This window comes from Pedobacter sp. GR22-6 (assembly GCF_037402555.1).
GTDB lineage: Bacteria > Bacteroidota > Bacteroidia > Sphingobacteriales > Sphingobacteriaceae > Pedobacter.
The window spans coordinates 279125-305010 of the sequence record NZ_JBBEUC010000001.1; the positions used below are offsets into that span (position 1 = coordinate 279125).

30 protein-coding genes are annotated in these 25886 nt (G+C 44.4%); 11 read left to right on the forward strand and 19 right to left on the reverse strand.

Going from position 1 to position 25886, the window contains the following annotated elements:
* Positions 1 to 143: 143 nt before the first annotated feature.
* Both WAE59_RS01170 and WAE59_RS01175 read right to left on the reverse strand, forming a co-directional pair.
* On the reverse strand, positions 144 to 1292 hold the full coding sequence (locus WAE59_RS01170) for a FecR family protein (protein WP_337854089.1): 1149 nt from the start codon (positions 1290 to 1292) through the stop codon (positions 144 to 146).
* A 134-nt stretch (positions 1293 to 1426) separates the two neighbouring features.
* Positions 1427 to 2068 (reverse strand): RNA polymerase sigma factor, encoded by a 642-nt coding sequence (locus WAE59_RS01175; protein ID WP_337854090.1) that lies wholly within the window; start codon positions 2066 to 2068, stop codon positions 1427 to 1429.
* 95 nt (positions 2069 to 2163) lie between these two features.
* On the opposite strand from WAE59_RS01175, the gene WAE59_RS01180 reads away from it, so the two are divergent.
* From WAE59_RS01180 to WAE59_RS01190, 3 genes are all read left to right on the forward strand, one after another.
* The gene (locus tag WAE59_RS01180) at positions 2164 to 3072 is read left to right on the forward strand and encodes a helix-turn-helix domain-containing protein (protein WP_337854091.1); all 909 of its coding nucleotides are present in this window, start codon (positions 2164 to 2166) and stop codon (positions 3070 to 3072) included.
* 105 nt (positions 3073 to 3177) lie between these two features.
* Entirely contained in the window at positions 3178 to 4137 is a 960-nt protein-coding gene (locus WAE59_RS01185; RefSeq protein ID WP_337854092.1) for an NADP-dependent oxidoreductase, read from the forward strand.
* Between the two features lie 22 nt (positions 4138 to 4159).
* On the forward strand, positions 4160 to 4618 hold the full coding sequence (locus WAE59_RS01190; protein WP_337854093.1) for an ester cyclase: 459 nt from the start codon (positions 4160 to 4162) through the stop codon (positions 4616 to 4618).
* A 237-nt stretch (positions 4619 to 4855) separates the two neighbouring features.
* Here WAE59_RS01190 and WAE59_RS01195 read toward each other — a convergent pair whose 3' ends face one another.
* The 3 genes from WAE59_RS01195 to WAE59_RS01205 all read right to left on the reverse strand — a co-directional run bounded on the left by WAE59_RS01195 (position 4856) and on the right by WAE59_RS01205 (position 7067).
* Positions 4856 to 5737, reverse strand: coding sequence for an Rpn family recombination-promoting nuclease/putative transposase (locus WAE59_RS01195; RefSeq protein WP_337854094.1), 882 nt, complete (start codon positions 5735 to 5737; stop codon positions 4856 to 4858).
* A 316-nt stretch (positions 5738 to 6053) separates the two neighbouring features.
* Complete coding sequence (locus tag WAE59_RS01200; RefSeq protein ID WP_337854095.1) at positions 6054 to 6311, reverse strand: hypothetical protein; 258 nt, start codon at positions 6309 to 6311, stop codon at positions 6054 to 6056.
* A gap of 267 nt (positions 6312 to 6578) precedes the next feature.
* Positions 6579 to 7067 carry a GNAT family N-acetyltransferase gene (locus tag WAE59_RS01205; protein WP_337854096.1) on the reverse strand — a complete coding sequence of 163 codons (489 nt, stop codon included), beginning with the start codon at positions 7065 to 7067 and terminating at the stop codon, positions 6579 to 6581.
* A 449-nt stretch (positions 7068 to 7516) separates the two neighbouring features.
* Between WAE59_RS01205 and WAE59_RS01210 the strand changes: the two genes are divergently transcribed.
* The gene (locus tag WAE59_RS01210; RefSeq protein ID WP_337854097.1) at positions 7517 to 7996 is read left to right on the forward strand and encodes a hypothetical protein; all 480 of its coding nucleotides are present in this window, start codon (positions 7517 to 7519) and stop codon (positions 7994 to 7996) included.
* A 78-nt stretch (positions 7997 to 8074) separates the two neighbouring features.
* Here the strand turns inward: WAE59_RS01210 and WAE59_RS01215 are convergent, their stop codons facing one another.
* The 6 genes from WAE59_RS01215 to WAE59_RS01240 all read right to left on the reverse strand — a co-directional run bounded on the left by WAE59_RS01215 (position 8075) and on the right by WAE59_RS01240 (position 10461).
* Positions 8075 to 8338: a hypothetical protein gene (locus WAE59_RS01215; protein WP_337854098.1), complete on the reverse strand. Its 264-nt coding sequence runs from the start codon at positions 8336 to 8338 to the stop codon at positions 8075 to 8077.
* A gap of 393 nt (positions 8339 to 8731) precedes the next feature.
* Positions 8732 to 9022 (reverse strand): hypothetical protein, encoded by a 291-nt coding sequence (locus WAE59_RS01220; RefSeq protein ID WP_337854099.1) that lies wholly within the window; start codon positions 9020 to 9022, stop codon positions 8732 to 8734.
* A gap of 51 nt (positions 9023 to 9073) precedes the next feature.
* Positions 9074 to 9322 (reverse strand): GIY-YIG nuclease family protein, encoded by a 249-nt coding sequence (locus tag WAE59_RS01225; protein WP_337854100.1) that lies wholly within the window; start codon positions 9320 to 9322, stop codon positions 9074 to 9076.
* 271 nt (positions 9323 to 9593) lie between these two features.
* Complete coding sequence (locus WAE59_RS01230; protein WP_337854101.1) at positions 9594 to 9896, reverse strand: hypothetical protein; 303 nt, start codon at positions 9894 to 9896, stop codon at positions 9594 to 9596.
* Positions 9897 to 9947: 51 nt separating this feature from the next.
* Entirely contained in the window at positions 9948 to 10244 is a 297-nt protein-coding gene (locus WAE59_RS01235; protein WP_337854102.1) for a GIY-YIG nuclease family protein, read from the reverse strand.
* Positions 10237 to 10461 (reverse strand): hypothetical protein, encoded by a 225-nt coding sequence (locus WAE59_RS01240; protein ID WP_337854103.1) that lies wholly within the window; start codon positions 10459 to 10461, stop codon positions 10237 to 10239. The genes WAE59_RS01235 and WAE59_RS01240 overlap by 8 nt, the downstream gene beginning before the upstream one ends.
* Before the next feature lie 534 nt (positions 10462 to 10995).
* Between WAE59_RS01240 and WAE59_RS01245 the strand changes: the two genes are divergently transcribed.
* The 5 genes from WAE59_RS01245 to WAE59_RS01265 all read left to right on the forward strand — a co-directional run bounded on the left by WAE59_RS01245 (position 10996) and on the right by WAE59_RS01265 (position 16290).
* Positions 10996 to 11580, forward strand: coding sequence for an RNA polymerase sigma factor (locus WAE59_RS01245; protein ID WP_337854104.1), 585 nt, complete (start codon positions 10996 to 10998; stop codon positions 11578 to 11580).
* Between the two features lie 89 nt (positions 11581 to 11669).
* A complete protein-coding gene (locus WAE59_RS01250) occupies positions 11670 to 12905 on the forward strand; it encodes a FecR family protein (RefSeq protein ID WP_337854105.1) in 1236 nt (411 codons plus the stop codon).
* Positions 12906 to 13144: 239 nt separating this feature from the next.
* Positions 13145 to 14260 carry an STN domain-containing protein gene (locus WAE59_RS01255; RefSeq protein ID WP_337854106.1) on the forward strand — a complete coding sequence of 372 codons (1116 nt, stop codon included), beginning with the start codon at positions 13145 to 13147 and terminating at the stop codon, positions 14258 to 14260.
* Between the two features lie 450 nt (positions 14261 to 14710).
* Positions 14711 to 15343 (forward strand): DUF6266 family protein, encoded by a 633-nt coding sequence (locus WAE59_RS01260; protein ID WP_337854107.1) that lies wholly within the window; start codon positions 14711 to 14713, stop codon positions 15341 to 15343.
* Between the two features lie 167 nt (positions 15344 to 15510).
* Entirely contained in the window at positions 15511 to 16290 is a 780-nt protein-coding gene (locus WAE59_RS01265) for a glycoside hydrolase family 25 protein (RefSeq protein ID WP_337854108.1), read from the forward strand.
* Here the strand turns inward: WAE59_RS01265 and cls are convergent, their stop codons facing one another.
* The 3 genes from cls to WAE59_RS01280 form a co-directional block, all read right to left on the reverse strand.
* Positions 16291 to 17754, reverse strand: a complete 1464-nt coding sequence (gene cls, locus WAE59_RS01270) for a cardiolipin synthase (protein WP_337854109.1) — start codon at positions 17752 to 17754, stop codon at positions 16291 to 16293. It abuts the gene before it with no gap.
* The gene (locus tag WAE59_RS01275; RefSeq protein WP_337854110.1) at positions 17754 to 19001 is read right to left on the reverse strand and encodes a cation:proton antiporter; all 1248 of its coding nucleotides are present in this window, start codon (positions 18999 to 19001) and stop codon (positions 17754 to 17756) included. The genes cls and WAE59_RS01275 overlap by 1 nt, the downstream gene beginning before the upstream one ends.
* A gap of 76 nt (positions 19002 to 19077) precedes the next feature.
* Positions 19078 to 20175: a mandelate racemase/muconate lactonizing enzyme family protein gene (locus tag WAE59_RS01280; protein ID WP_337854111.1), complete on the reverse strand. Its 1098-nt coding sequence runs from the start codon at positions 20173 to 20175 to the stop codon at positions 19078 to 19080.
* 46 nt (positions 20176 to 20221) lie between these two features.
* Here WAE59_RS01280 and WAE59_RS01285 point away from each other — a divergent pair, with 46 nt between their 5' ends.
* A complete protein-coding gene (locus WAE59_RS01285) occupies positions 20222 to 22234 on the forward strand; it encodes a thioredoxin domain-containing protein (protein WP_337854112.1) in 2013 nt (670 codons plus the stop codon).
* Positions 22235 to 22245: 11 nt separating this feature from the next.
* The gene (locus WAE59_RS01290) at positions 22246 to 22746 is read left to right on the forward strand and encodes an FKBP-type peptidyl-prolyl cis-trans isomerase (RefSeq protein ID WP_337854113.1); all 501 of its coding nucleotides are present in this window, start codon (positions 22246 to 22248) and stop codon (positions 22744 to 22746) included.
* A 146-nt stretch (positions 22747 to 22892) separates the two neighbouring features.
* Here WAE59_RS01290 and WAE59_RS01295 read toward each other — a convergent pair whose 3' ends face one another.
* From WAE59_RS01295 to WAE59_RS01315, 5 genes are read right to left on the reverse strand one after another with little or no spacing between them, the layout of a single operon-like run.
* Positions 22893 to 23315 carry a Fur family transcriptional regulator gene (locus tag WAE59_RS01295; RefSeq protein WP_337854114.1) on the reverse strand — a complete coding sequence of 141 codons (423 nt, stop codon included), beginning with the start codon at positions 23313 to 23315 and terminating at the stop codon, positions 22893 to 22895.
* A 1-nt stretch (position 23316) separates the two neighbouring features.
* Complete coding sequence (locus WAE59_RS01300; RefSeq protein WP_337854115.1) at positions 23317 to 23754, reverse strand: hypothetical protein; 438 nt, start codon at positions 23752 to 23754, stop codon at positions 23317 to 23319.
* Between the two features lie 38 nt (positions 23755 to 23792).
* Positions 23793 to 25040 (reverse strand): ABC transporter permease, encoded by a 1248-nt coding sequence (locus tag WAE59_RS01305; RefSeq protein ID WP_337854116.1) that lies wholly within the window; start codon positions 25038 to 25040, stop codon positions 23793 to 23795.
* Complete coding sequence (locus tag WAE59_RS01310; RefSeq protein WP_337854117.1) at positions 25037 to 25666, reverse strand: ABC transporter ATP-binding protein; 630 nt, start codon at positions 25664 to 25666, stop codon at positions 25037 to 25039. The genes WAE59_RS01305 and WAE59_RS01310 overlap by 4 nt, the downstream gene beginning before the upstream one ends.
* Positions 25667 to 25675: 9 nt before the next feature.
* Positions 25676 to 25807 carry a hypothetical protein gene (locus WAE59_RS01315; protein WP_337854118.1) on the reverse strand — a complete coding sequence of 44 codons (132 nt, stop codon included), beginning with the start codon at positions 25805 to 25807 and terminating at the stop codon, positions 25676 to 25678.
* Positions 25808 to 25886: the final 79 nt, after the last annotated feature.

Consider the following 25886-nt stretch of genomic DNA (forward strand, 5'->3'; position numbering starts at 1 on the left):
ATGGTTACATGTCATTTGTAGATCTGATCAGATTTTTGATCAGGGGTGTTTGCCGCACTCCTGATTTTTATACTGTCAGTTTCGTCGGGTGTGGCTAGGGGCCCTCTGCAGTGGTTTTCATTTTGTCTGGATTGGTTTGTGGTTTAGTTGGTTCTCGAGATGATGATACTTTTTCCTTCGACTTTCATATTTACTTTAGCGGCTTTGCTAAGTGCCCTTAAAAGTTGGGTGATGTTTTCAGAGCGGGATACGCTTCCGCCGAATATTTCCTTTTTGAGTTCCTGTTGTTCGAATATAATCTCTACATTATACCAGCGGCTGATTTTGCGCATAGCAGTTTCCATGTTTTCGTTATCAAATATGAAGAAGCCATTTCTCCAGGCTACAGCTTCCTCAGTGTCCACTTCTTTTATACTAATTCCCTCGCTGCTGCTATAGGTGGATTGTTGCCCAGGTACCAGTGTGCGGGGGTAGCTGTTGCTATTGTCAACTGTGGAGACTTTTACACTTCCCTCTAGAAGGGTGGTCTTGATGTTTGCATCATCATCGTATGCTTTAATGTTGAACTCTGTTCCCAATACAGTTACTTCCTGGTTGTCTGTAGTTACGATGAAGGGATGTTTTTTGTCTTTGGCAACCTGGAAATAAGCTTCACCGGATAAGGTGATGCTCCGGTTTTTGAGCTTCGCGAAACTGGTTGGGTATTTGATTTTAGAGGCAGCGTTCAGTTCTACCATAGAGCCGTCTGGCAACCGCACCTGGTAAGTCTCTCCTTTAGCCGTCGATAAAGTGTTGACATTATTTGGATTGGTGTCAGAGCCAGCAATTTCGTAAACCAATTGCCCATCGGCTGTTTTTGTTATGGTAATTCCAGCCTCATTTGCGAGCTCACCATTAGCGGCATCAGTTAGTCTGATCTGCTTACCGGAAGCCAATGTCAGGGTAGCCCCAACTTTTCCAGGCGCAATATCCTGAGCGATCAGATCGGCAGGATTATTAGCTGTTTTTCTATTATAGTTAAAGAAGTAAAGCCCCAACACCATCAGAGCAACTGCAGCGGCTACCGTCACGATACGAGGCCATAGTTTTACTTTAGGGGAACCAGAAACGAGCCGGGCTTCCAATCGCTGCCAGACTTCCGATTTTGACCTATCCAGTTCAGATTCAGACACAAGAGCCCTCTTCTTATTATTGAGCTGAAAAAGCCAGAGCTTAGCCATGCGCAGCTCCTGCTCATTGTGGCTTTCGGCAGGCAGCTGTTCTAAAATATCCTTGATGTCCTTTTTTTCCATAAGGCTGTGTAACGCTTATTTACAGTATGGCAAATAAAACGGCCTCATTGGTGACACTGCATAAAGAAAATGTTAACTGAGATTAAAGTAATCAATCAATTTGCTGATTATCAGCTAAATAATTTTTAGTAAAATTATTTGTTCAGGATGTAGAGTACAAAAACAGCAGCGCCTAAATTATCCCTAAGCTTTTTGACCGCCCGCTTGAGATGCGTGTTCACCGTGTTTTCGGATATGTCTAATTTTGCAGCAATATCTTTTGCACTTAAATACCCATTGAATTTAAGTTCGTAGACTTCACGCATCTTTGGGGGCATGTTGGCAATTTCCTGACTGATCATATCGGCGATGTCTTTCTCACGGATCAAATAATCGGTTTCGGCGCTATCTACTTCAATAAAATAATCGCCCTGCTCAATGTATTTTCTAACGATGGCCTGATGGCTAAAAATATTGAATACCTTGTTCAGTACGGATTTATACAAATAACTGGATAGCGAAGTCTTCAGAACAAATTTTTGCCTGTGGTCGATCATCCAGGCAAACATATCATGCACCGCGTCTTTCGCTTCCTCAGTATTGCGGAGTTTGTTATAAGCAAAAAGGTAAAGCAGGTTATAATAGCGGTCGTATATTTCCTTAAATGCAGTGTCATCCCCGGAGCGAAATAACTCCGAAAGTTCTGAATCACTGTATTTATTATAGTACCCCATTGCTGATTCCCTTTGATATAAGTCCGCTAAATCGCGGGCAATGTAGAAATTATTTGGCATCATTTGTTTGATTTTTACCATTTTGTCAATCGATTTCTAGCTACCTTTATTTTTGTCAAAGGAAGTCATGTGTCATGATCGAATCAAAATAGCACCCGATGGAAATAAAAAAGAACGAATCATTAGCATTTTTTTATCGCGAGAAGTTGGGGGTGCTACCGAGTGATATTTTTCGTAAAACCGGACATTTTAATGTTTTTACGATGGAGGATTATGCAGGGCCAAAGCCCGCTTATCCGATGCCCTATAGCCGGAAGGATTACTACAAAATCTCATTGATGAGAGGCGGACATCAGGTCGAGTATGCCGATCATACGTATCATGTAAAGCACAACATGCTGATGTTCGCCAACCCTATGATCCCATACAACTGGACACCGGAAGATCCGCAACCTACAGGAGCTTTTTGTGTGTTTACAGAAGAATTTATGGAAGGTTTTGGAAACATCAAAGCGTATCCGCTGTATCAACCTGGAGGAACGCCCATTCTCGACATTACAGATGAGCAGGTTGAGGAGGTCATGGAATTGTTTGCTCAGATGTTTACCGATATAGAATCTGATTATGTGTACAAATACGATCTGCTGCGTAATCAGTTATTTGCCCTGATTCACAAAGGGCTTAAATTACTTCCTGCATTGACGGTAGATCAAACCGTCAAATCGAATTCTGTAAACCGCATCAGCTCATTATTTTTAGAGTTACTCGAAAGGCAATTTCCGATAGAGTCGCCATTGCAACAGATCAAACTGAAAACACCTGCCGATTTCGCAGAACACTTAAATGTTCATATCAACCATCTTAATCGTGTATTGAAAACGGCAACCGGAGATACGACTTCCAGCCTGATCGGTAAGCGAGTAGCTTCTGAGGCCCGGGCACTGCTGAAACATACGAATTGGAATATTTCCGAAATAGCCTGGTGCCTGGGCTTTGAAGACGCTTCTAATTTTGTGAAGTTTTTTAAAAAATACAGTATGACCACACCGCATCAATTTAGGTCCTAATTTGAGGAAAATCATCATAAGTTTGATTTTCACTATTTCTCGTTTGATTTGCGCTACACCTGAGCTGAGGATCAGCCTACCTTCGTTTCATCAAAATAGCAAAAAATGGAAGCCTATATTTTAGAGAAAAACGGAGGGTTGGAAAACCTTAAAAAAACAGTTGACATGATCGATCTGATTCCAAAAGAAAATGAAGTCCTGATCGAAACAAAAGCCATCGGCATCAATCCAATCGATGCTCAAGTTCGCAATAGTAAGGACATGTTGACGATGATCAGTGCTGGTAGCGTTCCCTCAGCCGTCATCCTGGGTTGGGATGTAGCAGGTGTCGTAAAACAGGTGGGTGAAGGCGTGACCAAATTCGCACCCGGTGATCATGTCTATGGCCTGATCAACATGCCCGGCCTGGGACAAACCTATGCCACACAAGTGATCGCCCCCGAAGCACACCTCTCTCATAAGCCAAAATCGATTTCATTTGAAATGGCGGCGGCGACACCTATGGCAGCAATGACCGCCTGGCAGTCAGTAATGACGCTGGGGAAAATTAAAAAAGGAGAGACTGTACTTATTCACGGTGCTGCTGGTGGTGTAGGCCATTTTGCAGTACAGTTTGCCAAACACATCGGTGCTTATGTCATCGCAACGGCATCTGCCAGGAATGAGGAATTTGTTAAAAGCTTGGGAGTAGATGTGTTCATCGACTATACAAAAGCGGACTTTGAAACTCAACTAGACGGAGTGGATGCGGTGATCGATACGGTAAATTCCATTTCACACGTTCAACAATCTATCAATGTCATCAAACCAAATGGCCGATTGGTCTATCTGCAACCTCATTTCTCAGAAGCGATTCGGCCGCATTTGGAAGCAGCTCATTTAGCGGGATATGGCGTATTCGTGAATTCTTCCGGAGAAATTCTTGACCAGATCAGTTCGTTGATGCAGGAAACGAATATCAGGCCTAAGGTGACACGAACATTCGCATTTGACGAGCTTCCTACAGCACACCAGCTTGTAGAAAGGGGAGGCACAGCAGGAAAAGTAGTTGTCATTATTGACTAATAGGAATCAAAATAGTTATAAAATGCAGTCACAACATCACCAGGCCGATTTGGTTAAAGCTTTGACCCAAGAGGAAATCACAACGATAAAAGCTTTTTACAGTGTGTTCAGCAAAAGAGACTATACGATAGTCGATCATGTTCTAGCTCCCAATTGGCAGGATATTCCATTGGCGCCGGGTCAGCAAGACGGACCAGAAGGTTTTAAGGATTTGGTTAAGGATTTTGTAGGACTTTTCCCCGATGTGTCTGTCCGTATCCATGAAATTTTCGGAACACATGAGCGTGCCGGTGTACGTGCCGAAATGGTCTTCACGCATAGCAGCGAATTTATGGGAATTGCTCCAACACAGAAAAGATTGACCATTTCGATCCACGAATTCCATCACCTCAAAGACGGTAGGATAGAAAAAACCTGGCATCTGGAAGACTGGTTGAGTTTATTTATACAAACAGCTACATGGCCAGTAACATCTAACTGAATTTTAAATGCCCATTCACTGCGATGGTTAGAGAGATTCTGAGATAAACTCAGAATGACGGGTGCGGATTTGGGACAGAGGTATAATTCGGCTCAGTGTTAATCGAAGCATCACTGAGTACAGTTTTCGGAATTATACCGGTTCAAAAAAAAGCGGTCAACAGTCCTTCCGACCATTGACCGCCATCTAAATTAACGCTCTCAATATATTATACGCTCAGAAAGCTGAGATATTGTGTTAAAGCTTTTCTATTTCTTCAGCAGATAGCTCTGTGAATTTTAATATCAGTTCGAATGGTTGACCATCGGCTTTCATTTTGCGGGCAATTTCCAGGGCTTTGTTGCGTTCGCCCTCAGCTCTGCCTCTTGCCTCGCCACTTTCCCTGGCTTCAGTCATCACTGCTACGTTGTCCCATTTTCTTTTCAATGCTTCGTCGTACATGTCTTGTTCCTCCTTACTTAGTTTTGTGTACTCTGCTATGCTGTAGAGTAGTTCGAAGATGGTTTTTTCCAGTCCGTTTGGAAGGCTGGCCATATTCTGCAGATTTTTCAAATGGTAGAACCATTTGTCTAACTTGCTGCTGCACTGCTCTAACGTCAATGCAAAATTAGTTAAATCTATGTAGGTATAGCCCAGATGTTCATAAAATATTTCACCTGTTGACCTGTAACATAAGCAAATATCGTGCAGGTGACGGCCATCGGAGATCAGTTTGTCTGCGGTGTCATTGGTTTCCTTCTGATCCATGATGGCTACAAAGTACACTTCGGAGATGTTGTAGGCCCATTCCTTCATTTTTCCTTTTGGTGCCTGTTCGCTGATGAGCCTGGATGTGTAAAAGATGCTGCGCTTCTTGAAATTACTGGGTTTGCTGTGCTGTATCTCGATCAGAAATTTTTCGCCCTTGTCACCTGTACAGAGTAGATCAAAGATGGCTGTGCCTTCTTCCTGGTTGTCGCCATGATGTTCGTTTTTGTTGTAGACGAGATCTATGATGACCTTTTTGCCCTCGAATATGGTGTTGAGCAGATCGATCAGGACTGCCTTATTGGTGTCTGTACCAAAGATTTTCTTGAAAGAGAAGTCGACCAGCAGATCGACGTAGCGGTTTTTATCCATAAACAATTGAATTGGTTAGGACGAATAGAGCCAGATTTTGGGAGACTGGCTAAATGCGGTATGCACTTAGCCGTTGATTCGACGGCTAAGTTTAAATTGATGCACAAATACAAGCTTAGCCCATCGTTACATCTGCTGTGTACATTATCGTTTGCACCGTCATTCTGAGTTTATCTCAGAATCTCGCACAGTAGTAACACCGATGTAGTGTACCATATGCTTTTGTTTGTGATTTTGTAATGTTTCTTTCGAGAGATTCTGATCTTTCGAGAGATTCTGAGATAAACTCAGAATGACGGGAGAGGTAGCTCATCAGCTATCGCTTTAAGAGCATTACGTCATGCTGAGTCTGAACAGGGTGTATAGCGATCGCATTAACATTCTGAGATAAACTCAGAATGACGGATTGCGGACTTTCAATTATTCCTTTATACAAGAGGTCGTCTCGTTTATAGGGCTTTGTTTCTTTTGGCGGTTTCTTGTATTCCGGTTGAGGTTCAGCAAGCAGCCCTGTGCTGGTTGGCCAGTAGGCTGGCGGTTTCTGGATATTTGGTATGTAGGTAGAGTAATTCATACCGACGAATATAGTCTGACTTCGGTGAATTAACCAAGAATAATCGCATATTTATTTTTATAAATATCTGTAATTCAATATATTGCAAAATAACACAAGGTTTTGTGAATTGACCTAAAATATTGTGAGTGTTGCGTCATGCTGATGCAGATCAGCATCCGGGGCAGGTACCTCATTGAGACTGGTGCTGAGCTTTTCACACAAAAATCATCTTAGGTTCGAAATTGACAAATGTTGAAAAAAAAATGAGGGCGTATTTATCGTATATCAACTTTTAAAAACCATATTCAAAGATCTCCAGGTTTCTCCCTTAACCTCTATAGTGGTAACCCGATCTGGATTGAAGACAAAACCTACTTGCTCATAGCATTTGATGGCTTGAGTATTCCAGTCATAAACATTCAATTCTATATTGGATAGTCCGATGTCCTTGACTGAAAACTTTACGAGCAGAATGATCAGCTCTTTTCCAAGTCCTTTTCCTCTGGAAGATTCCTCTCCAATCAATACCCGGCATATCTTTGCAGTCCCTTCTGCGGTAACATAAACTTCGGCATGGCCGATAGTTACATCAGTATCTGCATCAACTACGCTAAAGGCATGTCGGTTGCTATCAGCTAAATAATTAATAAGCTGCTCCTCGGTTAGCGGAAAGCTAAAAACAGGTCCTGCGACCTGAACCATCATCTCTTCATTATCCAACCAGGATATTAACCTTTTAAAATCTTTCGGTGTAAATGGTTTTAATTGTAGCATGGTAAAATTTAATGCGGTCGGTAAAGCTAAAAAATTACCTCATAATCGCTATTGAAAATTGCGAAGTATCGATAAATTCCTTCATTGAACTGTCATTCCTAAGGCACCAAGGATCTCTTGAATAAGCATGTCCAAGGGATCCCTCACTGCAGTGGGGATGACGTCTTTGCAGGTTGCTGCGTGATACTTTGGTCGTATCTGTGAAAATGGCAAATGCGGTAATGTGTTTAGTGCCAATTGCTCGCAAAGTTATTGTCGAATTTTCTTTGCTATCCAGGTAGATGGGCGCTATAGCAAACTAAAATATTTATCAAAATTATGCGCTAATATTCAATGATTTGCATCGTTAAACTATGTTTTGTGAGTTGCATATATTCTGATCTGCTTTATATACTTTCGTCGCGGAAATTATTATTATATCACTTATGGGAGTTTATATTCAAACGCACATGATTACCTCATTTTGGCAGAGCGTTGGTTCAGATGAAGAAAATGAAATCAACCGGGTTGCATCAACCAGGGTAGACAAGCCGGAAATTTTTACGGCACAAGGAAAAAATGGATTTTACACTTGGACGCTAAAACCGGAAATACTCAGTACTTATTTATACAGCTTTCTAAAAGGATATTATGAAGACATGTATGGTAACAAACGATCTGTTTTCAAAGAAGACTGCAAAGCTGTATTGGATTTTCTGGCCACTCAACCTACAGATACAGAGATATGGAAATTTTTGGAAGACGATTGGCATGACGTATTGAATGTTTCTTCGGAACACTTTTTTTCAACGGAGACACTATGTTTAAGTTGTGAGGGCAAAGTTTTCTTCGAGGAAATGGATATGCATATTGATTTCTTCGTCCGCGCAATCCGAAAAGCTTATTCTGATAACCCGCTGGGTGGCTGCCTAGATATTTACGTCTACTAGTAAAAAAGCGTGCTGACCTACAGTCTAATGAAATTAAGCCTTGGGCTTGTAGGTCGGCATGTGGCGCTAAACCTAAAATTAGTCAACAAGTTTCTCATAGGCTTTACGTGGATTTCCACGGAAATCGGAAACTGCTACCCTATGGATCACCAGAAAATCACCCTCTGAAAGCCAGCTACCGCTAAGGCTGGCATAGGCAGGTTCATCGTTCATCAATATCGCCACATATCCAATGAGCTGTTGCCCATCTTCAAGTACATAACCATATCCTTGTTTGATATCGCTATCAATAACGTTCGGATTGGGATAACCATCCTGCCATGAGTAGCCTTCCAAGTGCATTCACGACGATAAGTTCTTGTGAAGCCCCAGGACGGGCTCCGCATATGGCATCTTTGGTAGAATATTCCGCTCATGACCTTGAATTTTATTGTGTCCCAGTCCTGCCTGCAATAGGATTGATGTTTTCTACTCACTTTTTTAGCGTCCATTGGATTTTTTGTCCGAATGATCTCCTCCTGTATCATAGGAAATAGAGGATATTTGCATGCCTGATATAGAATCTCCGAACTTTGTATATTAATCTCGTTGATGAACAAAATTAGATATGAAGTTTGAGTTACGGTAATTGAGGGATGTGGCTATCTGTTTATTGCACGGCGATAGTATTATATTTCCAAGTGTACATCTAAGCCAAGTATAATGAGCCTACGTGTTGTGTAGGCTCATATCTCTTTATAGTTTTTCGATTTCCTGAGCGGTTAGTTTAGTGATTTTAATGATGTCGGCTATTGGATAGTTATATTCTTTCATCGCCCTGGCTGTTTCATATTTTTCTTCAGCTTTTCCATCGATTTTTCCGCGTTGTTCTGCGCGGTATATGATCAATTCTTCCATTCCCATAGTAGTTTGATTATTAGTGATATGATTAAGTTTCTGTTCAAAAGCAAATTTATTGGATTCATTTTTAAATACGGTATAATGCCTTAAAAAATTCATTAAGTGCCTAATTTTTTCTTTGGGCATATGCTGTATTTTGCATCGTCATTCTGAGTTTATCTCAGATTCTCGCACTAGTTATTCCGTTATTTCATTTAACAGATCTTTCCAGCTTGGATTGAAGCCATTGATCAAATTGACCTTCCAGACTCGTTTCCAATTTTTCAACTGTTTTTCTCTATCAATCGCTTCTTCTATTGAGCTGAACTGCTTATAGTAAATCAATTCGTTGCAGAGATACTTTGCTGAGAAAGACTTTGGATTGATCTTCATCTTATGTTCAATGATTCTGGAGTGTAGATCAGCAGTAACACTGATGTAGAGCACAACTACCTCTATCCATTTGTATCCTTTCTTTCGAGAGATTCTGAGATAAACTCAGAATGACGGGGGCGCATCTGGGACTGAGGTATAATTCAGCTCAGTGTTAAGCCATAATTTGGCTCAGTGTTAAGCGAAGCGTCACTGAGTACAGTTTTCGGAATCATACCGGATCATAAAAAAGCGGTCAACAGTCCTTCCGACCATTGACCGCCATCTAAATTAACGCTCTCAATATATTATACGCTCAGAAAGCTGAGATATTGTGACCCATGATTTAAAGTTTTTCTACTTCTTCGGCAGAAAGTTTGGTGATTTTGATGATTTCGGTTATTGGGTAATTATACGTTTTCATAGCTTTCGCTGTTTCACGCAGCATATTTTTCTCGCCTTCAGCTTTGCCTTCAATTTTTCCACGTTGTTCTGCACGGTGTATGATTAGTTCTTCAATTCCCATAGTAGTGTGATTATTAGTGATATGATTAAGTTCCTGTTCAAAAGCAAATTTATTGGATTCATTTTTAAATACGGTATAATACCTTAAAAAATTCATTAGGTGCCTAATTTTTTCTTTGGGCATATGCTGTATTTTGCACCGTCATTCTGAGTTTATCTCAGAATCTCGCACTAATTATTCCGTTATTTCATTTAACAGATCTTTCCAGCTTGGATTGAAGCCATTGATCAAATTGACCTTCCAGACTCTTTTCCAATTTTTCAACTGTTTTTCTCTATCAATCGCTTCTTCTATTGAGCTGAACTGCTTATAGTAAATCAATTCGTTGCAGAGATACTTTGCTGAGAAAGACTTTGGATTGATCTTCATCTTATGTTCAATGGTTCTGGAGTATAGATCAGCAGTAACACCGATGTAGAGTACCGTGTGGCTTTTGTTTGTAAGGATGTAAACGCAACCTCCTCTATCCATTTTGTGTCTTTTCTTTCGAGAGATTCTGAGATAAACTCAGAATGACGGATTGCGGACTTTCAATAATTCCTTTATACAAGAGGTCGTCTCGTTTATAGGGCTTTGTTTCTTTTGGCGGTTTCTTGTATTCCGGTTCCGGCTCTGCAAGCAGGCCGGCTCCGGCTGACCAGAGCCCCGGAGGTGTCGGGGTATAGGGTATGTAGGTAGAGTAATTCATACCGACGAATATAGTCGGATTACAAAAAAGGAACCAACAGAATTCACATATTTATTTTTGTAAATATCTGTAAAACAGTATTTTGAAATATTTAACAGAGTTTTGGAAACTGGTCCAGAATATTGTGAACACTATGTCATGCTGAGTCTGAACAGGGTGTATAGCGATCGCATTAAGATTCTGAGATGAACTCAGAATGACGGAACACGTACCTTATCGCGACTTAAGACGGGACACGTACCTTCGAGACTTAAGACGGAACATTTACCTTTATCGGGACTCCATCCAGCCCATGTCCATGTAAATCAACTAGTCATAAGGGTGTCTAGGTCCGACAGCCCTTAAGGTCATTCTGAGTTTTGTCCTCTACCTAAAACTTGCATTTTTTTCCATCAAAATTTGGTGGTCTGCCCGGATATTACATACTTTCGTCAACGAGAGCGTTAATTTATGGCGGGTATTTTGTCTTTACAGACAAATGCCCGTTTTTTTGACGAAATATTTTCAGTATTTTAGTTTAGGATTGCTAACCGAATGAACGCTTACAGTATACATACGGATCAGGAGCTTGTTGCTTTGTTGAAGCAGGGGGATCTTCATGCCTTTGATGAAATCTATAAACGGTACTGGAAGAAAGCATTCAACGAAGCTTACAAGCGGCTGCGGAATGCTGAGATCTGTGAAGAACTGATTCAGGATATCTTTGCCGGAATCTGGTTGAAGCGGGAGTTGGCAGATATTGAAAATCTGTGGGCATATGTATATACGGCTACGCGTAATCAGGTGTTTGTGGAATATAAAAAGGGGAGTCGCCTGCCGGTATTTGAAGAACCATTGGAACATATGGCAGCGTCTTACCTGCAAGCCGATTCCGGGTTTGAACTTCAGGAATTGAAAGCCAGCATCAATGCCTGGCTGGCCATGCAACCTGAAAAGCGCCGGGAAATTTTTAAGCTCAGGTATATGGAGGAACTTTCTACGAAAGAGATTAGTGAATTACTGGGGATTTCACAAAAGACGGTACAAAATCAATTGATTACGGCAACTGCACAGCTTAAAGCTAAACTGGGTGATGGAATTGCTTTGGTAGCCATTGTGGCTGCAATGAAGCTGCCTTAAAAAAAATATTTTCAGTTCGCATAGGAGATTGCCTTCATTTAATATACTGTATATAAAATGGGATGTTAAAAACGTAAAATAAAGGAGTAATGACACCAGCGCAGAGAACGGCTTTTTTGGAATTGGTAGAGAAATACCTCAATGGGCTTGCTGATGCTGAGGAAGTTATTGTGCTGGAAAAATATTATCAGTTATTTAGCGAGGCGCCAGATGCGCTTGAGCAATTGAATATTGAAGAGGTGGCGGCAATGGAAACCAGTCTGAATGAAAAGATCAAAATAAAGATCGGGCAGGAGCAAACAGGAGCAAACACAACAAGAAAAGTAATTCCATTATACAGAAGATGGCAAATGATCGCTGCAGCTGTAGCTACCATTGTATTTGGGGTATGGTTTTTCACAGGCGATCGAGAGGTCCTGAAACAAGTTCAGGATGACGTGGCGGTAAATGATGTAGCGCCAGGAAAAAGTGGCGCGACCATCACGCTGGCCAATGGTGAGGTGATTCAGCTGAGCGAAGCGAAGAAAGGGGTAATCATAGACCCTACATCATTAACCTATGATGATGGTAGTGAGATTGCTTCTGAAGCTGCGCAACCTCGCAATGACGAGCGTGGTGGCGGGCGGGGTCCTGACCTGCGTCAGGATGACGGCCGTGTTAGTAGCAACGTGCAAATGCTCACCGCCGCCACAACAAAAGGGCAGACCTACGAGTTTACGCTGTCTGATGGCTCTCATGTATTCCTGAACGCAGATTCAAAAATCATTTTTCCTCAACAATTTTCTGGTAAAGAACGCAAAATTTTGCTCGAAGGAGAGGCGTACTTTGTTGTAAAGCATAACGAAAAGCAGCCTTTCCGTGTGGAGAGCAAAGCTGCTGATGGCCGAAGCCAGGTGGTAGAAGATATAGGAACCGAGTTCAACATCAATGCGTATGCCGATGAGCTGAGTATAAAAACTACATTGGTAGAGGGATCAGCTGGGGTGTATACCGGCACCAGTCTTCGGACTGGTGTCCTGATAAATCCCAACCAGCAGGCCAGCCTGTACAATGGGAAACTGAGTGTAAAAACCGTTGATCCCGAGCAGGCGATAGCCTGGCGGGAAGGCTACTTCGTATTTGACCGGACCAGGTTAGATGCCGTTATGCGGCAGATATCCAGGTGGTATAATATAAAGGTGGAATATGCAGATCCGGATGCCAGGCTCAGAATGCTGGGTGGAAGCGCTTTGCGGAGTGGAAACCTGTCCGTAATTCTGAAAACACTGGAGAGTACGGGTGTGGTAAAATTTGAAATAGCGGATAAAAAGATAATTGTGAAATAATGGCCTAACCAGCCGCTATAGGATACTGATCGTCCCTGTAGTAATCAACAGAATCAACAAACTAAACAAAAAACAAGATGAGACATTTTCTACGACAGCGAAGTTAAACAAGAAAGAAACAAGGCGGATAAAAGGCAGCCAATCCCGACTGGAATCGGGACTGGCAATGAGCCTGAGTCAAACCCTTGAAAACAATTGGTGAACCGAATTCATGTATTAACTCAAACCCACGTAAAAGTATGGAAAAAATTACTTTTAACCATGGGCTGTCAGTCATGTGGCCGCCCAAAAAACTGCTATTGATTATGAAGCTAATCATAGTCTTAATGACCACTTTCCTGATGCAGGTGAGTGCTGCGGGTTTTGCGCAGAAAATTACATATGCTAAGAAAGGCGCAACGCTGGAGCAGATCTTTACTGAGATCCGTAAACAAACGGGCTATTTTGTAGTATATGCAGAAGATAAGGTAGACAAACAGACCAAAATGGATGTCTACTTTAAGAATACGGATTTGACAGATGTCCTGGATGTGATCAGCAAGAGCCAGGATTTGAGCTATTCGTTTAATGAAAAAAATATAGGGCTGAAGCCGAAGGAGAAATCTTATTTAGAGACGGTGATAGACCGATTTCAGGCGATTGATGTCCAGGGCAGAGTTTTGGATTCCTTAGGAAATGGTTTGCCGGGGGCGACGGTGAGTGTGAAAGGAACAAAAAGCGGCACAACTACTTTACCAAATGGCAATTTCTATTTAAAGAACATAGAAGATGAAGCGGTTTTAGTAATTAGCTACTTGGGGTATGTTACAAAGGAAGTTGTTGCCAATAAGGAGTTTATGTATATTGGATTACAACAAAGTACTTCAAAACTTGATGAAATTCAAGTAATGGCTTATGGAAAGACATCTAGAAGAATCAGTACCGGCAATATTGCTACAATTTCTTCAGAAGATCTAGGTAGGCAACCTGTTGATAACCCCCTATACGCTCTGCAAGGACGTGTTCCTGGCTTAATGGTTATGCCTACTTCTGGAACTCCTAATGCTCCCGTTAAATTGCAATTAAGAGGACAAAATAGTATAAATGGGCAAATGACGGAACCGTTAATTGTTATAGATGGGGTGCCTTTTAGAAATAATATTCCTAGTTACAGCGGAGCTACGAGAGATGAGGGAAGTGCAAGGCAAAATGGAGGTGAAATGTCAGCTTTGGGCTTTATCAATTCAAATGATATCGAATCGATATCTATATTGAAAGTGTGCTGCTTTCGTTTCTTGGGTATTTCGGGAAGCAGGTTATGCAGCGCCGAGGACGGCCTGGTGTCCATCGCTCTTTCCTGCCAAGAGGAAGGTTAAAGCAGCAGGACGAGGAATGGTGATGGGATTATATTACGTGTCTTTAGGAAGGGTTGGACATTGTGGGATAGTTTGTTCCCTGAGGGGTGACTGGGTTGTCACCGTGGAGGGAAATACGGGATTCACAGGGCAGCGTGAGGGGCAGGGGGTATGGCGCAAGATGAGGCATAAGCGGACGATCCATTGTTATGCGGACTGGTTGTAGGGGGGAGATGCGCAAGTCTGAAGACTTGCGCTAGTGAGATTGCTTCGTGCCTCGCAATGACGGCCGAGGGTTGCCTCGCAATGACGGCAGTGGCTGCGTTGCAATGACGGCAGTGGCTGCGTTGCAATGACGGCAGTGGCTGCGCGAGGTCCTGAGATGAACTCAGGATGACGTGGTGATTTAGGGTGATGTGAGGAGATGATCAAAAATCAATATTATTAATTAAACAAATAGCTAAAAAAAATATGGGAAAATTAGAAGGAGGCCTTTTCGGGAGGCTGAGCGGCAGGATTGGGAATCAGGTGTATTACCAATTGAGGGGCAAAACAGTGGTGCGGAAAATCGGGCGGAATGAAAATCCAGCCAGTCATAAGCAGTTGCATGTACGGCAAAAAATGAAGGTATTGGGCGATTTCTTTAAGCCCATCAAGGCTTATCTGAAGCTGGGTTTTGCAGAGGCGGTGGCAGGTACTGCAATGTTTCCCTACAATGCTGCTGTAAAATACAATTTGGAAGGGGGAATACAAGGCGAGTACCCGGATCTGGTCATTGATTATGAAAATATCCTGGTTTCGAAAGGTGAGCTCTTGGCCCCGCTGAATCCAGTGGTAGAAAAAACAGTGGAGGGCCTGCGGTTCAGCTGGGAAGTGGATGCAATGGACTACCAGGCCAGATATGATTCTGCGATGTTATTGATCTGCTTTCCGGAGCAGCATGATGCCATTTATTTTCTGAATGCGGCACATCGCCTGGCCGGAACAGTCCTGATCCCGCTTTCAGCAGAGGCACTGGCCCGGGAGATGCGGATTTATATGTCCTTTATATCAGAAGGGAAGAACCAGGTAAGTGATAGTGTGTATTTGCCGCTTTTTACTTAGAAATGTCTTCAAAATTGTATTTTTGAGGTCTCATGCCAGCAGCACCTAGAAAAACAACGAGTCCACGAAAACCTACCTTCCGTCAAGCTTACGAGTCGGATGCTTCCGGACGGCCGAAAAAAAAGCCTGTTTCGCGGAAAAAAACGGCGAAGAAAAAGCCATGGCCTATGGAAATCAAGTTGCTGATCGCCATGCTGATCCTGGTTTTGTTGTCGCCCCTCTACTACGGTTACGTCCTGAGGGGCTTCAGTTCTACCTGGCGCTGGATCCGTGACATCGGGGAGGATCCCAACTACCGCACTTACAGCAGTTTTGACATTAAAATCCCGAAAGGACACCGTATTCATGGAATAGATGTGTCCTATTACCAGGGGAAGATTGATTGGAAGCGGGTGAAAATGATGGAAGAGGACGATGTAAAAGTAGATTTTGCCTTCATCAAGGCTACGGAAGGGCTGTTTAAAGTAGACCCTTATTTTCAGCGCAACTGGCGTGAAGCACCTAAGGCAGGGGTTGTTTGTGGCGCTTATCATTTCTTCCGGCCGCAGAAATCCGGGGAGTGGCAGGCCAAGTTTTTCCTGCAAACCGTCAAGTTTGAGGCCGGCGATTTGCCACCGGTGGTAGATATAGAGGAATTGAATGGGGTAGCGGCATCAAAAATGCGCATTGAGTTGCAGGTTTTCCTGAGTCATATAGAGAAAAAAACAGGGGTTAAACCGATCATTTATACAGGATTGTCTTTTTATAACGATTACCTGAGGGGCTATTTTGACGAATACCCCTTATGGGTTGCGCATTACCACAAAGCGAAATTGCAGCTGGATAAATCATTGTGGCATTTCTGGCAACACTCTGATAAAGCCAGGATTTCCGGCATCAACCATGTGGTGGATTTCAATGCTTTTAATGGAGATAGCCTGGCTTTTGACCGGCTCCTGATCAAATAATCACAGCAGGGGCGACAAAAGCCTGGCCGCTTTTTCCAGCAACTGTTTGTACCAGGGACGCGCTGCCCATACCGTGGCGTCTATCTTTTCTGCATCTTTCAGATCGTCGTAAAATACCGAAGCAAGCTGATTGGCAATGCCTGTGTCGTAAACAATGGCATTCACTTCAAAATTCAGGTCAAAGCTGCGGAAATCCATATTGGCCGTGCCTACGATGGCCAGTTTACGATCTGCCACCAGGGTCTTTGCATGTACAAAGCCTTTTTGATATTGGTAAATTTCTACGCCTGCAGCTAAGAGGTCGTTGTAATAGGAGCGGGCAGCAGAGTTGACGAGTATCGAGTCCGATTTGCCGGGAACCAGGAGTTTCACGGAAAGGCCGCTCAAAGAGGCGATCGTGAGTGCGTCGAGCAAACTCTCACCGGGAATGAAGTATGGACTGGTGATCAGGATTTCTTCTGTAGCCAGGTTGATGGCCTGCAGGATGGAGAACAAGATGGTCGGACTCTCTGAATCGGGACCACTCGCCGCAATCTGCACTACGGTATTTTCTGAGCCCGGCTGTTCCAATGGTTTCGGGAAAAAGCATTCCTCAGGTGCCACCGAGTTTTCGGAGCAGAAGTTCCAGTCGCACAAAAACAAATATTGCAGGTACTGCGTGCCAGGCCCATCGATCCTAAGGTGCGTGTCGCGCCAGTAAATATTTTTTGGACGGCTGCTGCTGTTGATGTAGCGGTCGCTCACATTGATGCCACCCACAAAGGAAGTGGTGCCATCAATCACGATGATTTTCCTGTGGTTCCGGTAATTGAGGCGGTTGGCGAGCAGGATAAAATGAATCTTCAAAAAAGGGAAAGCCTCTACACCGGCCTCCTTCATTTTGGGGACCAGCTTTTTCCGGATGTCCCTGCTGCCAAAATCGTCGTATATGAACCTCACCTTTACCCCTTCCTGAGCCTTCTTCATGAGGGCATCGGCAAGGGTTCTGCCTATTTCTTCATCTTCAAAGATGTAATATTCTATGTGGATGTGGTGCCTGGCGGCGGCGATTGCCCTGAGTACCTCCGGGAATTTCTCTTCACCATTGAGGAGCAGCTTCACTTTATTGTCGGCCGTCAGCGGACTCATCGAATCCTTCAGCAGCATGAACGCGAGTTCTTTATTGCTCAGAATGATCTCATTGTTCTCTATTAAGGTTTGTTGGGAATAGTTGAGGAGATCGTTCCGGAACTGGGTTGCGAGCTCATCATTTTCATACAGCTTCTTGCTGTACATCTTCCGGTGCCGGTAGTTGATGCCGAAGAAGAAGTAAAAGACCATTCCAAAAACCGGAACAAACACGGCAAAAAGTAAATAGGCCAGGGTCTTGGTGGTGCTCCTGGTGTCGTAGATGATGCGCAGGCAGACAAGACCCAGTATGAGCAGGTAAGCAATTTCGCCGATGAGGAGCCAGTCGGGTTGCATTAGATTTCTTCCTGAGATAGTACACGGCTGGCCACTTTACCCACGGTAAGCCCTTGTACAATGATGGAAAATACGACCACGAAATAGGTGACTGCCACCAGTACCGGTTTATAGGGCCCCTCGTCCATGGACAGTACCAGGGCGATGGATACGCCGCCGCGCAGACCACCCCAAACCAGGACTTTAATGGTTCCTGAGCTGAACTTGTTTTTGAAGGGAATGAGTTTTACCGGGATGTATATGGAAATGAAACGTGCGAACAGTACGATCGCGATGCTGATGAGCCCGATCTGCCAATAACTTGTAATGTTTTTGATGATGAGGAGTTCGAAGCCGATGAACAGGAACAAAATCGCGTTCAGGATTTCGTCGATCAGTTCCCAAAACTTGTTCAGGTAGTCCTTTGTGGTGGCCGACATCGCCGTTCTCTTGCCGTAGTTACCGATCACAATACCGGCGGCCACCATGGTCAGGGGACCGGAAATGTGCATCGCATGGGCGATCAGGTAACCACCCATCACTACAGAGAGTGTAATCAGGACCGAGACTTTATAGTCATCGATCTTGCGCATGGCATTGGAAGAACCCAGCCCCAGCAGTGTGCCCAATAGGAAACCGCCAATGGCTTCTTTGATGAGCAGCCAGGAAATGTTGCCGAAAGAGATGTCGATCTCTGAACCCTGGGCCAGTTGCAGGATGACTGCAAAGATCACTACGGCAACTCCGTCATTGAACAGGGATTCCCCTGCCACTTTGGTTTCCAGTGATTTCCTGACCTTAGCTTCTTTGAGTACACCCATGACTGCGATGGGATCCGTAGGCGAGATGAGGGCACCAAAGAGCAGGCAAAATATAAAGGGTATTTCTACGCCCAGTAAGGGGGCGACATGGAACAGGATAAAGCCTACAGCGAAAGCAGAGATGATCACACTGACCGTGGAGAAGATGATCACAGGGCCACGTTGTTCACGCAGGTCTTTGAGGTTGATGTGGATGGCCCCGGCAAAAAGCAGGAAATTCAGCATGGCACCCATTAGTACTTCTGTAAAATCTACATCCTGCAGCAGGGTGGAAAAATGGCCGAATATTTTTGGGAAGAGGTTACCGGTAACAACCAGGACGATGGAACTGATCATGGCGATGATCATGATGCCAATGGTAGAGGGCAGTTTGAGGTAACGTAAATTCAGGTAAGCAAAAAAAGAAGCGAGTACAATGAGTACAGAAAAGGAGTAATATAATTCCATGAGGTGTCGGCTCGATTAACGGTTAATAAGTAAGTACAATTCTCGTAAAATACAAAACCATTCTTAAAAGGCCAACCTAGACCAGCCATTTTTCGCAGCTTTCCAGGAATTTTGGGTCTGCATCTGCACCAATTCCCAGTGTATCCGGAGCGTCTACGAAATAGCCTGTATACTGGAGTCCGCCGACCACCGGATCGATCAGGTGTCCCAGCAGGCAGGAATCCATGTCGAAAAATACCACATTCGGACTGGCCAATGCAAAATGCAGATTGGCACTGAGGGCGATCCGGCTTTCCAGCATACCGCCGATCATACATTTGGTGCCGGTCTGCAGGGCGATCTCATGGATTTTCTGGGCTTCCAGGATACCTCCTGATTTGCTGAATTTGATGTTGAGGTAATCCACCGAAGCACTCTGTATGAGTTTCCTGGCGTCGTGATGGTTATACACACTTTCGTCGGCCATGATCGGAATGGGTGAATTTGCCTTCAGTTCGGGAAGGCGGTCATCGTACCAGGTACGCATGGGTTGTTCGCAGAATTGGATGTTGTACTGCTCCAATGCACCTAATGCGAATAAAGCCTCATCAAACCCCCATCCCTGGTTGGCATCCAGGCGGAGCAGGATATCTGCTCCTACAGCTTCCCTGATTTGTTTTACCCTTTCGATATCTTCATGGACTTCCTTGCCCAGTTTGATCTTGATGATGTTGCAGCCTTTTTCTCTGAGTTCCGCGGCAGTTTTGGCCATGGCCCCGGGACTGTCAATGCCGATCGTCATGTCTGTTTCTATGGTCCGTTTTTCTCCACCCAGAAAGGCGTACAGCGGTTGTCCTGCCGCTTTTGCCGCGATGTCGAACAAAGCCATGTCGAACGCGCTCTTGATCGTATTGTTGTGGGCGGCATAGCCAAGCAGGTCATTCATGCGCTCAGGTATATCCAATGGATCTTTGCCGATCAGAATCTTCGCAAATTCTTTGGCCATGGCCAGGCAGGTCTCCTGACTTTCGCCAACGATCATGGGAAAGGCCGAACATTCACCGACGCCATAAATGCCATTGTCGGTATGTATCCGGATGAGTACATTCTGGGCGTAGTGCATGGTGCCGGTGGCAATGACAAAGGGTTCAGTGGGGATGCTGAAGCGGTAGATTTCGGTGTGGCTGATTCTCATCGTTGGGCTTTACTGTAAAAATACAATTAATATTTACCTTTATTGTATGAATCATGAACCCAACTCACTCATCAATGCCTCTTCGCCTTATTTGTTGCAACATGCCTATAATCCCGTGCATTGGTATGAATGGGGACCCGATGCCCTCGAAAAAGCCAAAGCAGAAAATAAGCTGATCCTTGTCAGTATCGGCTACTCTGCCTGTCACTGGTGCCATGTGATGGAACGCGAGAGCTTCGAAAACCATGAGGTAGCGGAGGTGATGAACCAACATTTTATATGCATTAAAGTGGACCGGGAAGAACGGCCTGATATTGATCAGATCTATATGCTGGCCATACAGCTCATGACCGGAAGCGGGGGCTGGCCGCTCAATTGCATCTGCCTGCCAGACCAGCGGCCCATTTACGGCGGGACATATTTCAAGAAAGAAGACTGGATCAATGTACTGCTCAGTGTGGCTGATCTCTGGAAAAATGACCCCGATAAAGCGCGCCAATATGCCGACCGCCTTACGGATGGCATCCGCAATGCGGAGAAGATCATTCCGAATGTAAAACAGGAAGCCTATACTTTGGAAGATCTTAATGCAATTATAGAGCCCTGGAAACGGTATTTCGATATGGCAGAAGGTGGCTACAACCGTGCGCCTAAATTTCCCTTACCCAATAACTGGCAGTTTATGCTGCGCTATAGCCGTTTGATGAAGGATGATGCTACGCATGTTTCCGCCCTGCTGACCCTGGAGAAAATGGCTATGGGTGGGATTTACGATCAGATCGGCGGAGGTTTTGCCCGTTATTCTGTAGATGGAAAATGGCATGTGCCTCATTTTGAGAAAATGCTGTACGATAATGGCCAGTTGATCAGTCTGTATGCCGAAGCTTTTCAATATTCCCATCTGCCGCTGTTTAAAGAAGTGGTGGAAGATACGGTAAACTGGCTGGAAAGGGAAATGTCTTCGCCTGAAGGTTTGTTCTATTCCGCGCTGGATGCGGATAGCGAGGGGGTAGAGGGCAAGTTTTATGTCTGGGATAAAGCAGCGTTTGATGCAGCGATAGGTGCAGATGCCGCATTGCTGTCGGACTATTTCCACGTCACTTCCGCAGGCAATTGGGAGGAAGAGGAAACCAATATCCTGCTCAATAAATTTTCCCAGGAAGAGTATGCTGCCGTAAAAGGCATTACGGTACTGGAGTTACAGGAAAAGCTGGCACGGGCGAAAGGGAAATTGCTGGAAGAAAGGAGTAAAAGAGTGAGGCCCGGACTGGACGATAAATGCATCACGGCCTGGAATGCGATGGCGATCAAAGGATTGGCAGAGGCATCGGCGATCCTGAAGCGGCCGGATTACCTGGATCGGGCCAGGATTACTGCCAGGTTAATTCTGGGAAGTCTGGCCACTGAAGATGGCGGCCTCTACCGCAATTATAAAAACGGGAAGGCCAGCATCCCGGGATTTCTGGATGACTATGCCTTTTTCATTGAAGCACTGATTGCATTGTACCAGGCAGATTTTGATGAGCAATGGCTTGCAGAAGCAAGCAGGCTGACCGCTTATGTACTGCGTCATTTTAGGGATCTGGACAGCCCGATGTTGTTTTATACTGCTGCAGATGGAGAAAAGCTTATTGCCCGCAAGCATGAAATTATGGACAATGTGATCCCTGCCTCTAATTCTGTGATGGCCCAGAACCTGCAGCATCTGGGTTTATTGTTCGATGAAGAAAGCTATCTGGAAAAGGCTTCAGCCATGCTGGCAGCGGTACAGCCACAGATCAAAACCTACGGTTCTGCTTACTCCAACTGGGCCATACAATTGCTGAACGAAGTATTTGGGATCAATGAGATTGCCCTGGCAGGAGCCGATAGCAGCGAAGTAAAAGGCCTGCTGGACACACATTATATTCCAAACAAAATCATACTGGCAGGAACAAATTCTAAACTTCCATTGTTAAAAGATAAGCAAAGCATTGAAACAAAAATCTATATTTGCCGAAATAAAGTATGCCAGTTGCCAGTAGCTACTGTTGATGAAGCATTAAAATTGATAAATTAAAAAACATCACAATGAGTATTAAACCCAATACAGTAGTATCATTAACGTACGAATTGCATACGACTAATGAAGAAGGACAACAAGTTTTTGTAGAGAAAGCAGATGAGCAAAATGCACTCGTATTTCTTTATGGTACAGGAATGATGTTGCCAAAATTTGAAGAGCATTTAAGCGGTTTAAATGTAGGTGATGAATACAGTTTTGAATTGACTGCTGCTGATGGCTACGGAGAGATTGATCCGGGAGCATTTGCAGATTTGCCTAAAGACATGTTTAAGGACGTAGACCTTCCTGCTGTAGGAGATGTGATCCCTTTGCAGGACAACCAGGGTAACCACTTCAGAGCTGGCGTAACTGCCGTTCATGAAGATACGGTTGCTGTAGATCTAAACCATCCTATGGCTGGTAAGAACCTGATCTTTGCGGGTAAGATATTGACTGTCCGTGAGGCTACTCAGGATGAACTGGCACATGGCCATGCACACGGTGCTGATGGCCATTCAGGTCACTAAGTATCTGTTTTTATAATAAAAAAGCTCTGCCAATGTATAATGGCAGAGCTTTTTTTTTGCATTTGAGATTCTGAATCAAGTTCAGAACGACGTGTAGCGTTCAGAATGACGCGAACCGCCAGGATGACGCGAACAGTTCAGTGGTGTTAATTGGGATTGCCATTACATTTTTCACAGATCCCATATGCTGTAGTATTCATCGTTTTTGCTGTAAAACCTGCCGGCATCTTCATTTTTGGGATGTTGACTTCCAGGCAGTAGATCTTAAAGCAGCTGGTGCAGTTGAAATGCACATGCTCATCGTGATGGTGGTGCTCGGAACAGGAGGAAGAGCAGATCGCATAGTTGGCGGTGCCGTTCATGTCCATGATCCGGTGCAGGATGCCTTTATCCTCATAAGTATTCAAAATGCGATAAAGGGTTACGCGGTCAATCTCTTTGCCCAGTTTCTTCTCCAGTTCAGGTTGGGAAATGGCTACATGGTCCAGGGCGATCTCTTCCAGCACACGCACACGTTGCTTCGTGTGTTTAAGGTCATGTTCTTTTAAAATATTAACAGGATCTTTCATCTTATATCGGTTTGGCTGCGCTGAGTGCAATCGGTGGGTTGTCCATCGCATTGCCGGTGTTTAATTTCAAAGTGCCTTTCACCTTGATGGTCTGGTACGTAAATTTGATCGGCTCTGCCATTTCTACCATGACCATAATGGGTACTCCATTCTTACCGCAATAAAAACACTGGTTGATCGGCAGGGTAGAGAGCATAAACTTGGTCTGTTTCATCCCGTCCTTAATCGGCACGATGTACCCTTCCAGTTCAAAGGGCTTGTTGGCCAGTTTCTTGATGTTGGTGTTGTATACGGCATACATCTCAGAATCTTTTACGATCTTAAAATCCACGCTTCCGATGATGTCCCAGTTGTCTGACATGACCTGATCGTCAGGATTGTGCTGGGCCTTTACGGTAAAGCCGGTCAGTAGCAGGAGGGCAAGCATTAGTTTCTTCATTTTCTTTTTATCTATAACCCGATTCCGGGTCGTTTATTTTAATTCTTAGCCAATATTTTAGAAATGTTGGCCTGATAGGCCTGTATTGCAGGGATTACAGCTGCAAATATACCAATCCCAAGGCCCGCAACAAACAGGTATATTTCATCCCAAAGTAAAACGAAGCCGCTCAGGCGGGCCTGGCTGCTTTCCTGGTTACTGCCAATGAACTCCAGTGCAAGGTGCCCCAGTGCTATTCCGATCAGGGTGCCGGCAAGTGTGAGTAATATGCCTTCTGTAATGACGATCAGGAAGAGTTTTCCCCTCGACGCGCCTAATGTGCGCATGATGGCAAGATCGTAGCTCCGCTCTTTTAAGGAATTGTAGAGGTTCACGAATACGCTGATTGCAGCAATGAGCATGATGAGTACGGCAAACCACTGTAATGTATCTACACCAACACCGATCAAAGAAAACAACCTGGTGCTTTCCTGGGCGGGGGAGGCTGCCTGCATATTGGTCGATTCATTGACCATGCGGGGGAACATCACTACCGACATTGGGGAGCGGTACTGGATCAGCAGGGAAGTCAGTTCGCGGTCGGCATCTTTTGTTTCATGCTGATGGTGCTCATGAGTTTCAGCGTCCGCATGTTCGTGTCCCTCATGATCATCGTGATCATGTTCTTCATGCTCATCATGCATTTTCCAGACACTGGCTACATTCGTAAGGATCAGGTTGTCCGTTACATTGCCCTGTGGGGCGAGGATGCCGCTGATTTTATAGGGATGGCTTTTGTGGACGTCAGTACTGCCTGTAAGTCCATGAGCACCATAAAAGGTATCGCCTACTTTAAGTTTCTGTGTTTCTGCTACAGTTGCACCAATGGTCGTTTCAAAATCTGCCTGCCAGAACTTTCCGCTTTGCAACTGTAACTTATAAAGGCCTACAAAATTGCTGTCGGTACCCACAATGCGAACGCCATTGTAGTTGTCGCCGAGTGCCAGGGGGACTGCCTTTTTTACAAAGGGGCTATGTGCCAGTTCCATTGCTGCCTTCATCGGGATATTCCCGGTTGGGAAATCAATGTAATAAATACTGCTCAGGATCAATTGAAGCGGACTTCCTTTTGCACCCACGACAAGGTCGATGTCTTTGGAATTGTTTTCCAGCTTGTCGCTGATCTGGGTGGATGCCAGTAGTAAAATGGTCAGGATACCCGTACCGAAAGCAATGAGCATCATGTTCAATGCCGAGGAAAGCGGTTTGGACCGCAGGCTTTTCCAGCTGATCTTTAATGGGCTCATGCTAATTCGTAAGTATTGGTAAATGCATCCTTAACTCGTTTATCGTGGGTAGCTACGATGAGCGTAGCCTGGTTGAGGCCCGACTGCTCCAACAGCAATTGCAAAACTGCCATGGCATTCTGATCGTCGAGGCTTGAGGTGGGTTCGTCTGCGATCAGTAGTGCCGGTTTATTGATCACTGCCCGGGCAATGGAAACCCTTTGCAGTTGTCCCTGACTCAATTCGTTGGGGTAAGCGTTCTTTTTATGCTGGATTCCGAGCGAGCCAAGGACTTCATCAATCCGCTTGTCGTCTTCAGGTAATTTAGCGAAGCTTTGCGCCATGCGCAGATTTTCAGCGATGCTCAGGCTGCGGATCAGGTGTGGCCTTTGGAAAATGATCCCTATATTTCTGCCCCTGAACTGGTCCAGTTCCCTGGCCGGAAGCTCATAAATGGAGGTGTCCCCGATCCGTACGCTGCCATTGGAGGGTTTCAGGATGCCGGTCAGGATGTGCAGCAAAGTGGTTTTTCCACTTCCTGATGCACCCAACAGCAACCATTGATCGCCATCACTGATCTGCCAGTCTTTGAAACTGATCTGAGCGCTTCCATTATAGCTGTGGTTGACAGAGTTTAAGGAAATCATATTTTTCTTTTAAGTTTTGATACGGCTCTTCAAATATTTGATGTAAAGCTGTTTGCCGTCCAGCTTTTCATGCCGGCAACCCGGGTGGATCATGCTGATCATCAATAAGAAGGTACCAAATATCAGTTTTTTGTTCTTCATGTGTGTCATGCAAAAATAGGATATGCAATTAAATTGCAGTTAAAGCTAGTGTAAAGTATTTGCTACTGCGGCATAATCA

Excerpts from the sequence above, each read along its gene's own strand:
- WAE59_RS01305 (WP_337854116.1), bottom strand. The coding sequence starts at position 25,040 with ATGAGCCCATTAAAGATCAGCTGGAAAAGCCTGCGGTCCAAACCGCTT.
- WAE59_RS01295 (WP_337854114.1), bottom strand. The coding sequence starts at position 23,315 with ATGAAAGATCCTGTTAATATTTTAAAAGAACATGACCTTAAACACACG.
- WAE59_RS01230 (WP_337854101.1), bottom strand. The coding sequence starts at position 9,896 with ATGCCCAAAGAAAAAATTAGGCACCTAATGAATTTTTTAAGGTATTAT.
- WAE59_RS01220 (WP_337854099.1), bottom strand. The coding sequence starts at position 9,022 with ATGCCCAAAGAAAAAATTAGGCACTTAATGAATTTTTTAAGGCATTAT.
- WAE59_RS01240 (WP_337854103.1), bottom strand. The coding sequence starts at position 10,461 with ATGAATTACTCTACCTACATACCCTATACCCCGACACCTCCGGGGCTC.
- WAE59_RS01300 (WP_337854115.1), bottom strand. The coding sequence starts at position 23,754 with ATGAAGAAACTAATGCTTGCCCTCCTGCTACTGACCGGCTTTACCGTA.
- WAE59_RS01275 (WP_337854110.1), bottom strand. The coding sequence starts at position 19,001 with ATGGAATTATATTACTCCTTTTCTGTACTCATTGTACTCGCTTCTTTT.
- WAE59_RS01280 (WP_337854111.1), bottom strand. The coding sequence starts at position 20,175 with ATGAGAATCAGCCACACCGAAATCTACCGCTTCAGCATCCCCACTGAA.
- WAE59_RS01175 (WP_337854090.1), bottom strand. The coding sequence starts at position 2,068 with ATGATGCCAAATAATTTCTACATTGCCCGCGATTTAGCGGACTTATAT.
- WAE59_RS01310 (WP_337854117.1), bottom strand. The coding sequence starts at position 25,666 with ATGATTTCCTTAAACTCTGTCAACCACAGCTATAATGGAAGCGCTCAG.
- WAE59_RS01215 (WP_337854098.1), bottom strand. The coding sequence starts at position 8,338 with ATGCACTTGGAAGGCTACTCATGGCAGGATGGTTATCCCAATCCGAAC.
- WAE59_RS01210 (WP_337854097.1), top strand. The coding sequence starts at position 7,517 with ATGATTACCTCATTTTGGCAGAGCGTTGGTTCAGATGAAGAAAATGAA.
- WAE59_RS01265 (WP_337854108.1), top strand. The coding sequence starts at position 15,511 with ATGGAAATCAAGTTGCTGATCGCCATGCTGATCCTGGTTTTGTTGTCG.
- WAE59_RS01260 (WP_337854107.1), top strand. The coding sequence starts at position 14,711 with ATGGGAAAATTAGAAGGAGGCCTTTTCGGGAGGCTGAGCGGCAGGATT.
- WAE59_RS01190 (WP_337854093.1), top strand. The coding sequence starts at position 4,160 with ATGCAGTCACAACATCACCAGGCCGATTTGGTTAAAGCTTTGACCCAA.
- WAE59_RS01255 (WP_337854106.1), top strand. The coding sequence starts at position 13,145 with ATGGAAAAAATTACTTTTAACCATGGGCTGTCAGTCATGTGGCCGCCC.
- WAE59_RS01205 (WP_337854096.1), bottom strand. The coding sequence starts at position 7,067 with ATGCTACAATTAAAACCATTTACACCGAAAGATTTTAAAAGGTTAATA.
- WAE59_RS01170 (WP_337854089.1), bottom strand. The coding sequence starts at position 1,292 with ATGGAAAAAAAGGACATCAAGGATATTTTAGAACAGCTGCCTGCCGAA.
- WAE59_RS01315 (WP_337854118.1), bottom strand. The coding sequence starts at position 25,807 with ATGAAGAACAAAAAACTGATATTTGGTACCTTCTTATTGATGATCAGC.
- WAE59_RS01250 (WP_337854105.1), top strand. The coding sequence starts at position 11,670 with ATGACACCAGCGCAGAGAACGGCTTTTTTGGAATTGGTAGAGAAATAC.
- WAE59_RS01285 (WP_337854112.1), top strand. The coding sequence starts at position 20,222 with ATGAATCATGAACCCAACTCACTCATCAATGCCTCTTCGCCTTATTTG.
- WAE59_RS01185 (WP_337854092.1), top strand. The coding sequence starts at position 3,178 with ATGGAAGCCTATATTTTAGAGAAAAACGGAGGGTTGGAAAACCTTAAA.
- WAE59_RS01235 (WP_337854102.1), bottom strand. The coding sequence starts at position 10,244 with ATGGATAGAGGAGGTTGCGTTTACATCCTTACAAACAAAAGCCACACG.
- WAE59_RS01200 (WP_337854095.1), bottom strand. The coding sequence starts at position 6,311 with ATGAATTACTCTACCTACATACCAAATATCCAGAAACCGCCAGCCTAC.
- cls (WP_337854109.1), bottom strand. The coding sequence starts at position 17,754 with ATGCAACCCGACTGGCTCCTCATCGGCGAAATTGCTTACCTGCTCATA.
- WAE59_RS01180 (WP_337854091.1), top strand. The coding sequence starts at position 2,164 with ATGGAAATAAAAAAGAACGAATCATTAGCATTTTTTTATCGCGAGAAG.
- WAE59_RS01290 (WP_337854113.1), top strand. The coding sequence starts at position 22,246 with ATGAGTATTAAACCCAATACAGTAGTATCATTAACGTACGAATTGCAT.
- WAE59_RS01245 (WP_337854104.1), top strand. The coding sequence starts at position 10,996 with ATGAACGCTTACAGTATACATACGGATCAGGAGCTTGTTGCTTTGTTG.
- WAE59_RS01195 (WP_337854094.1), bottom strand. The coding sequence starts at position 5,737 with ATGGATAAAAACCGCTACGTCGATCTGCTGGTCGACTTCTCTTTCAAG.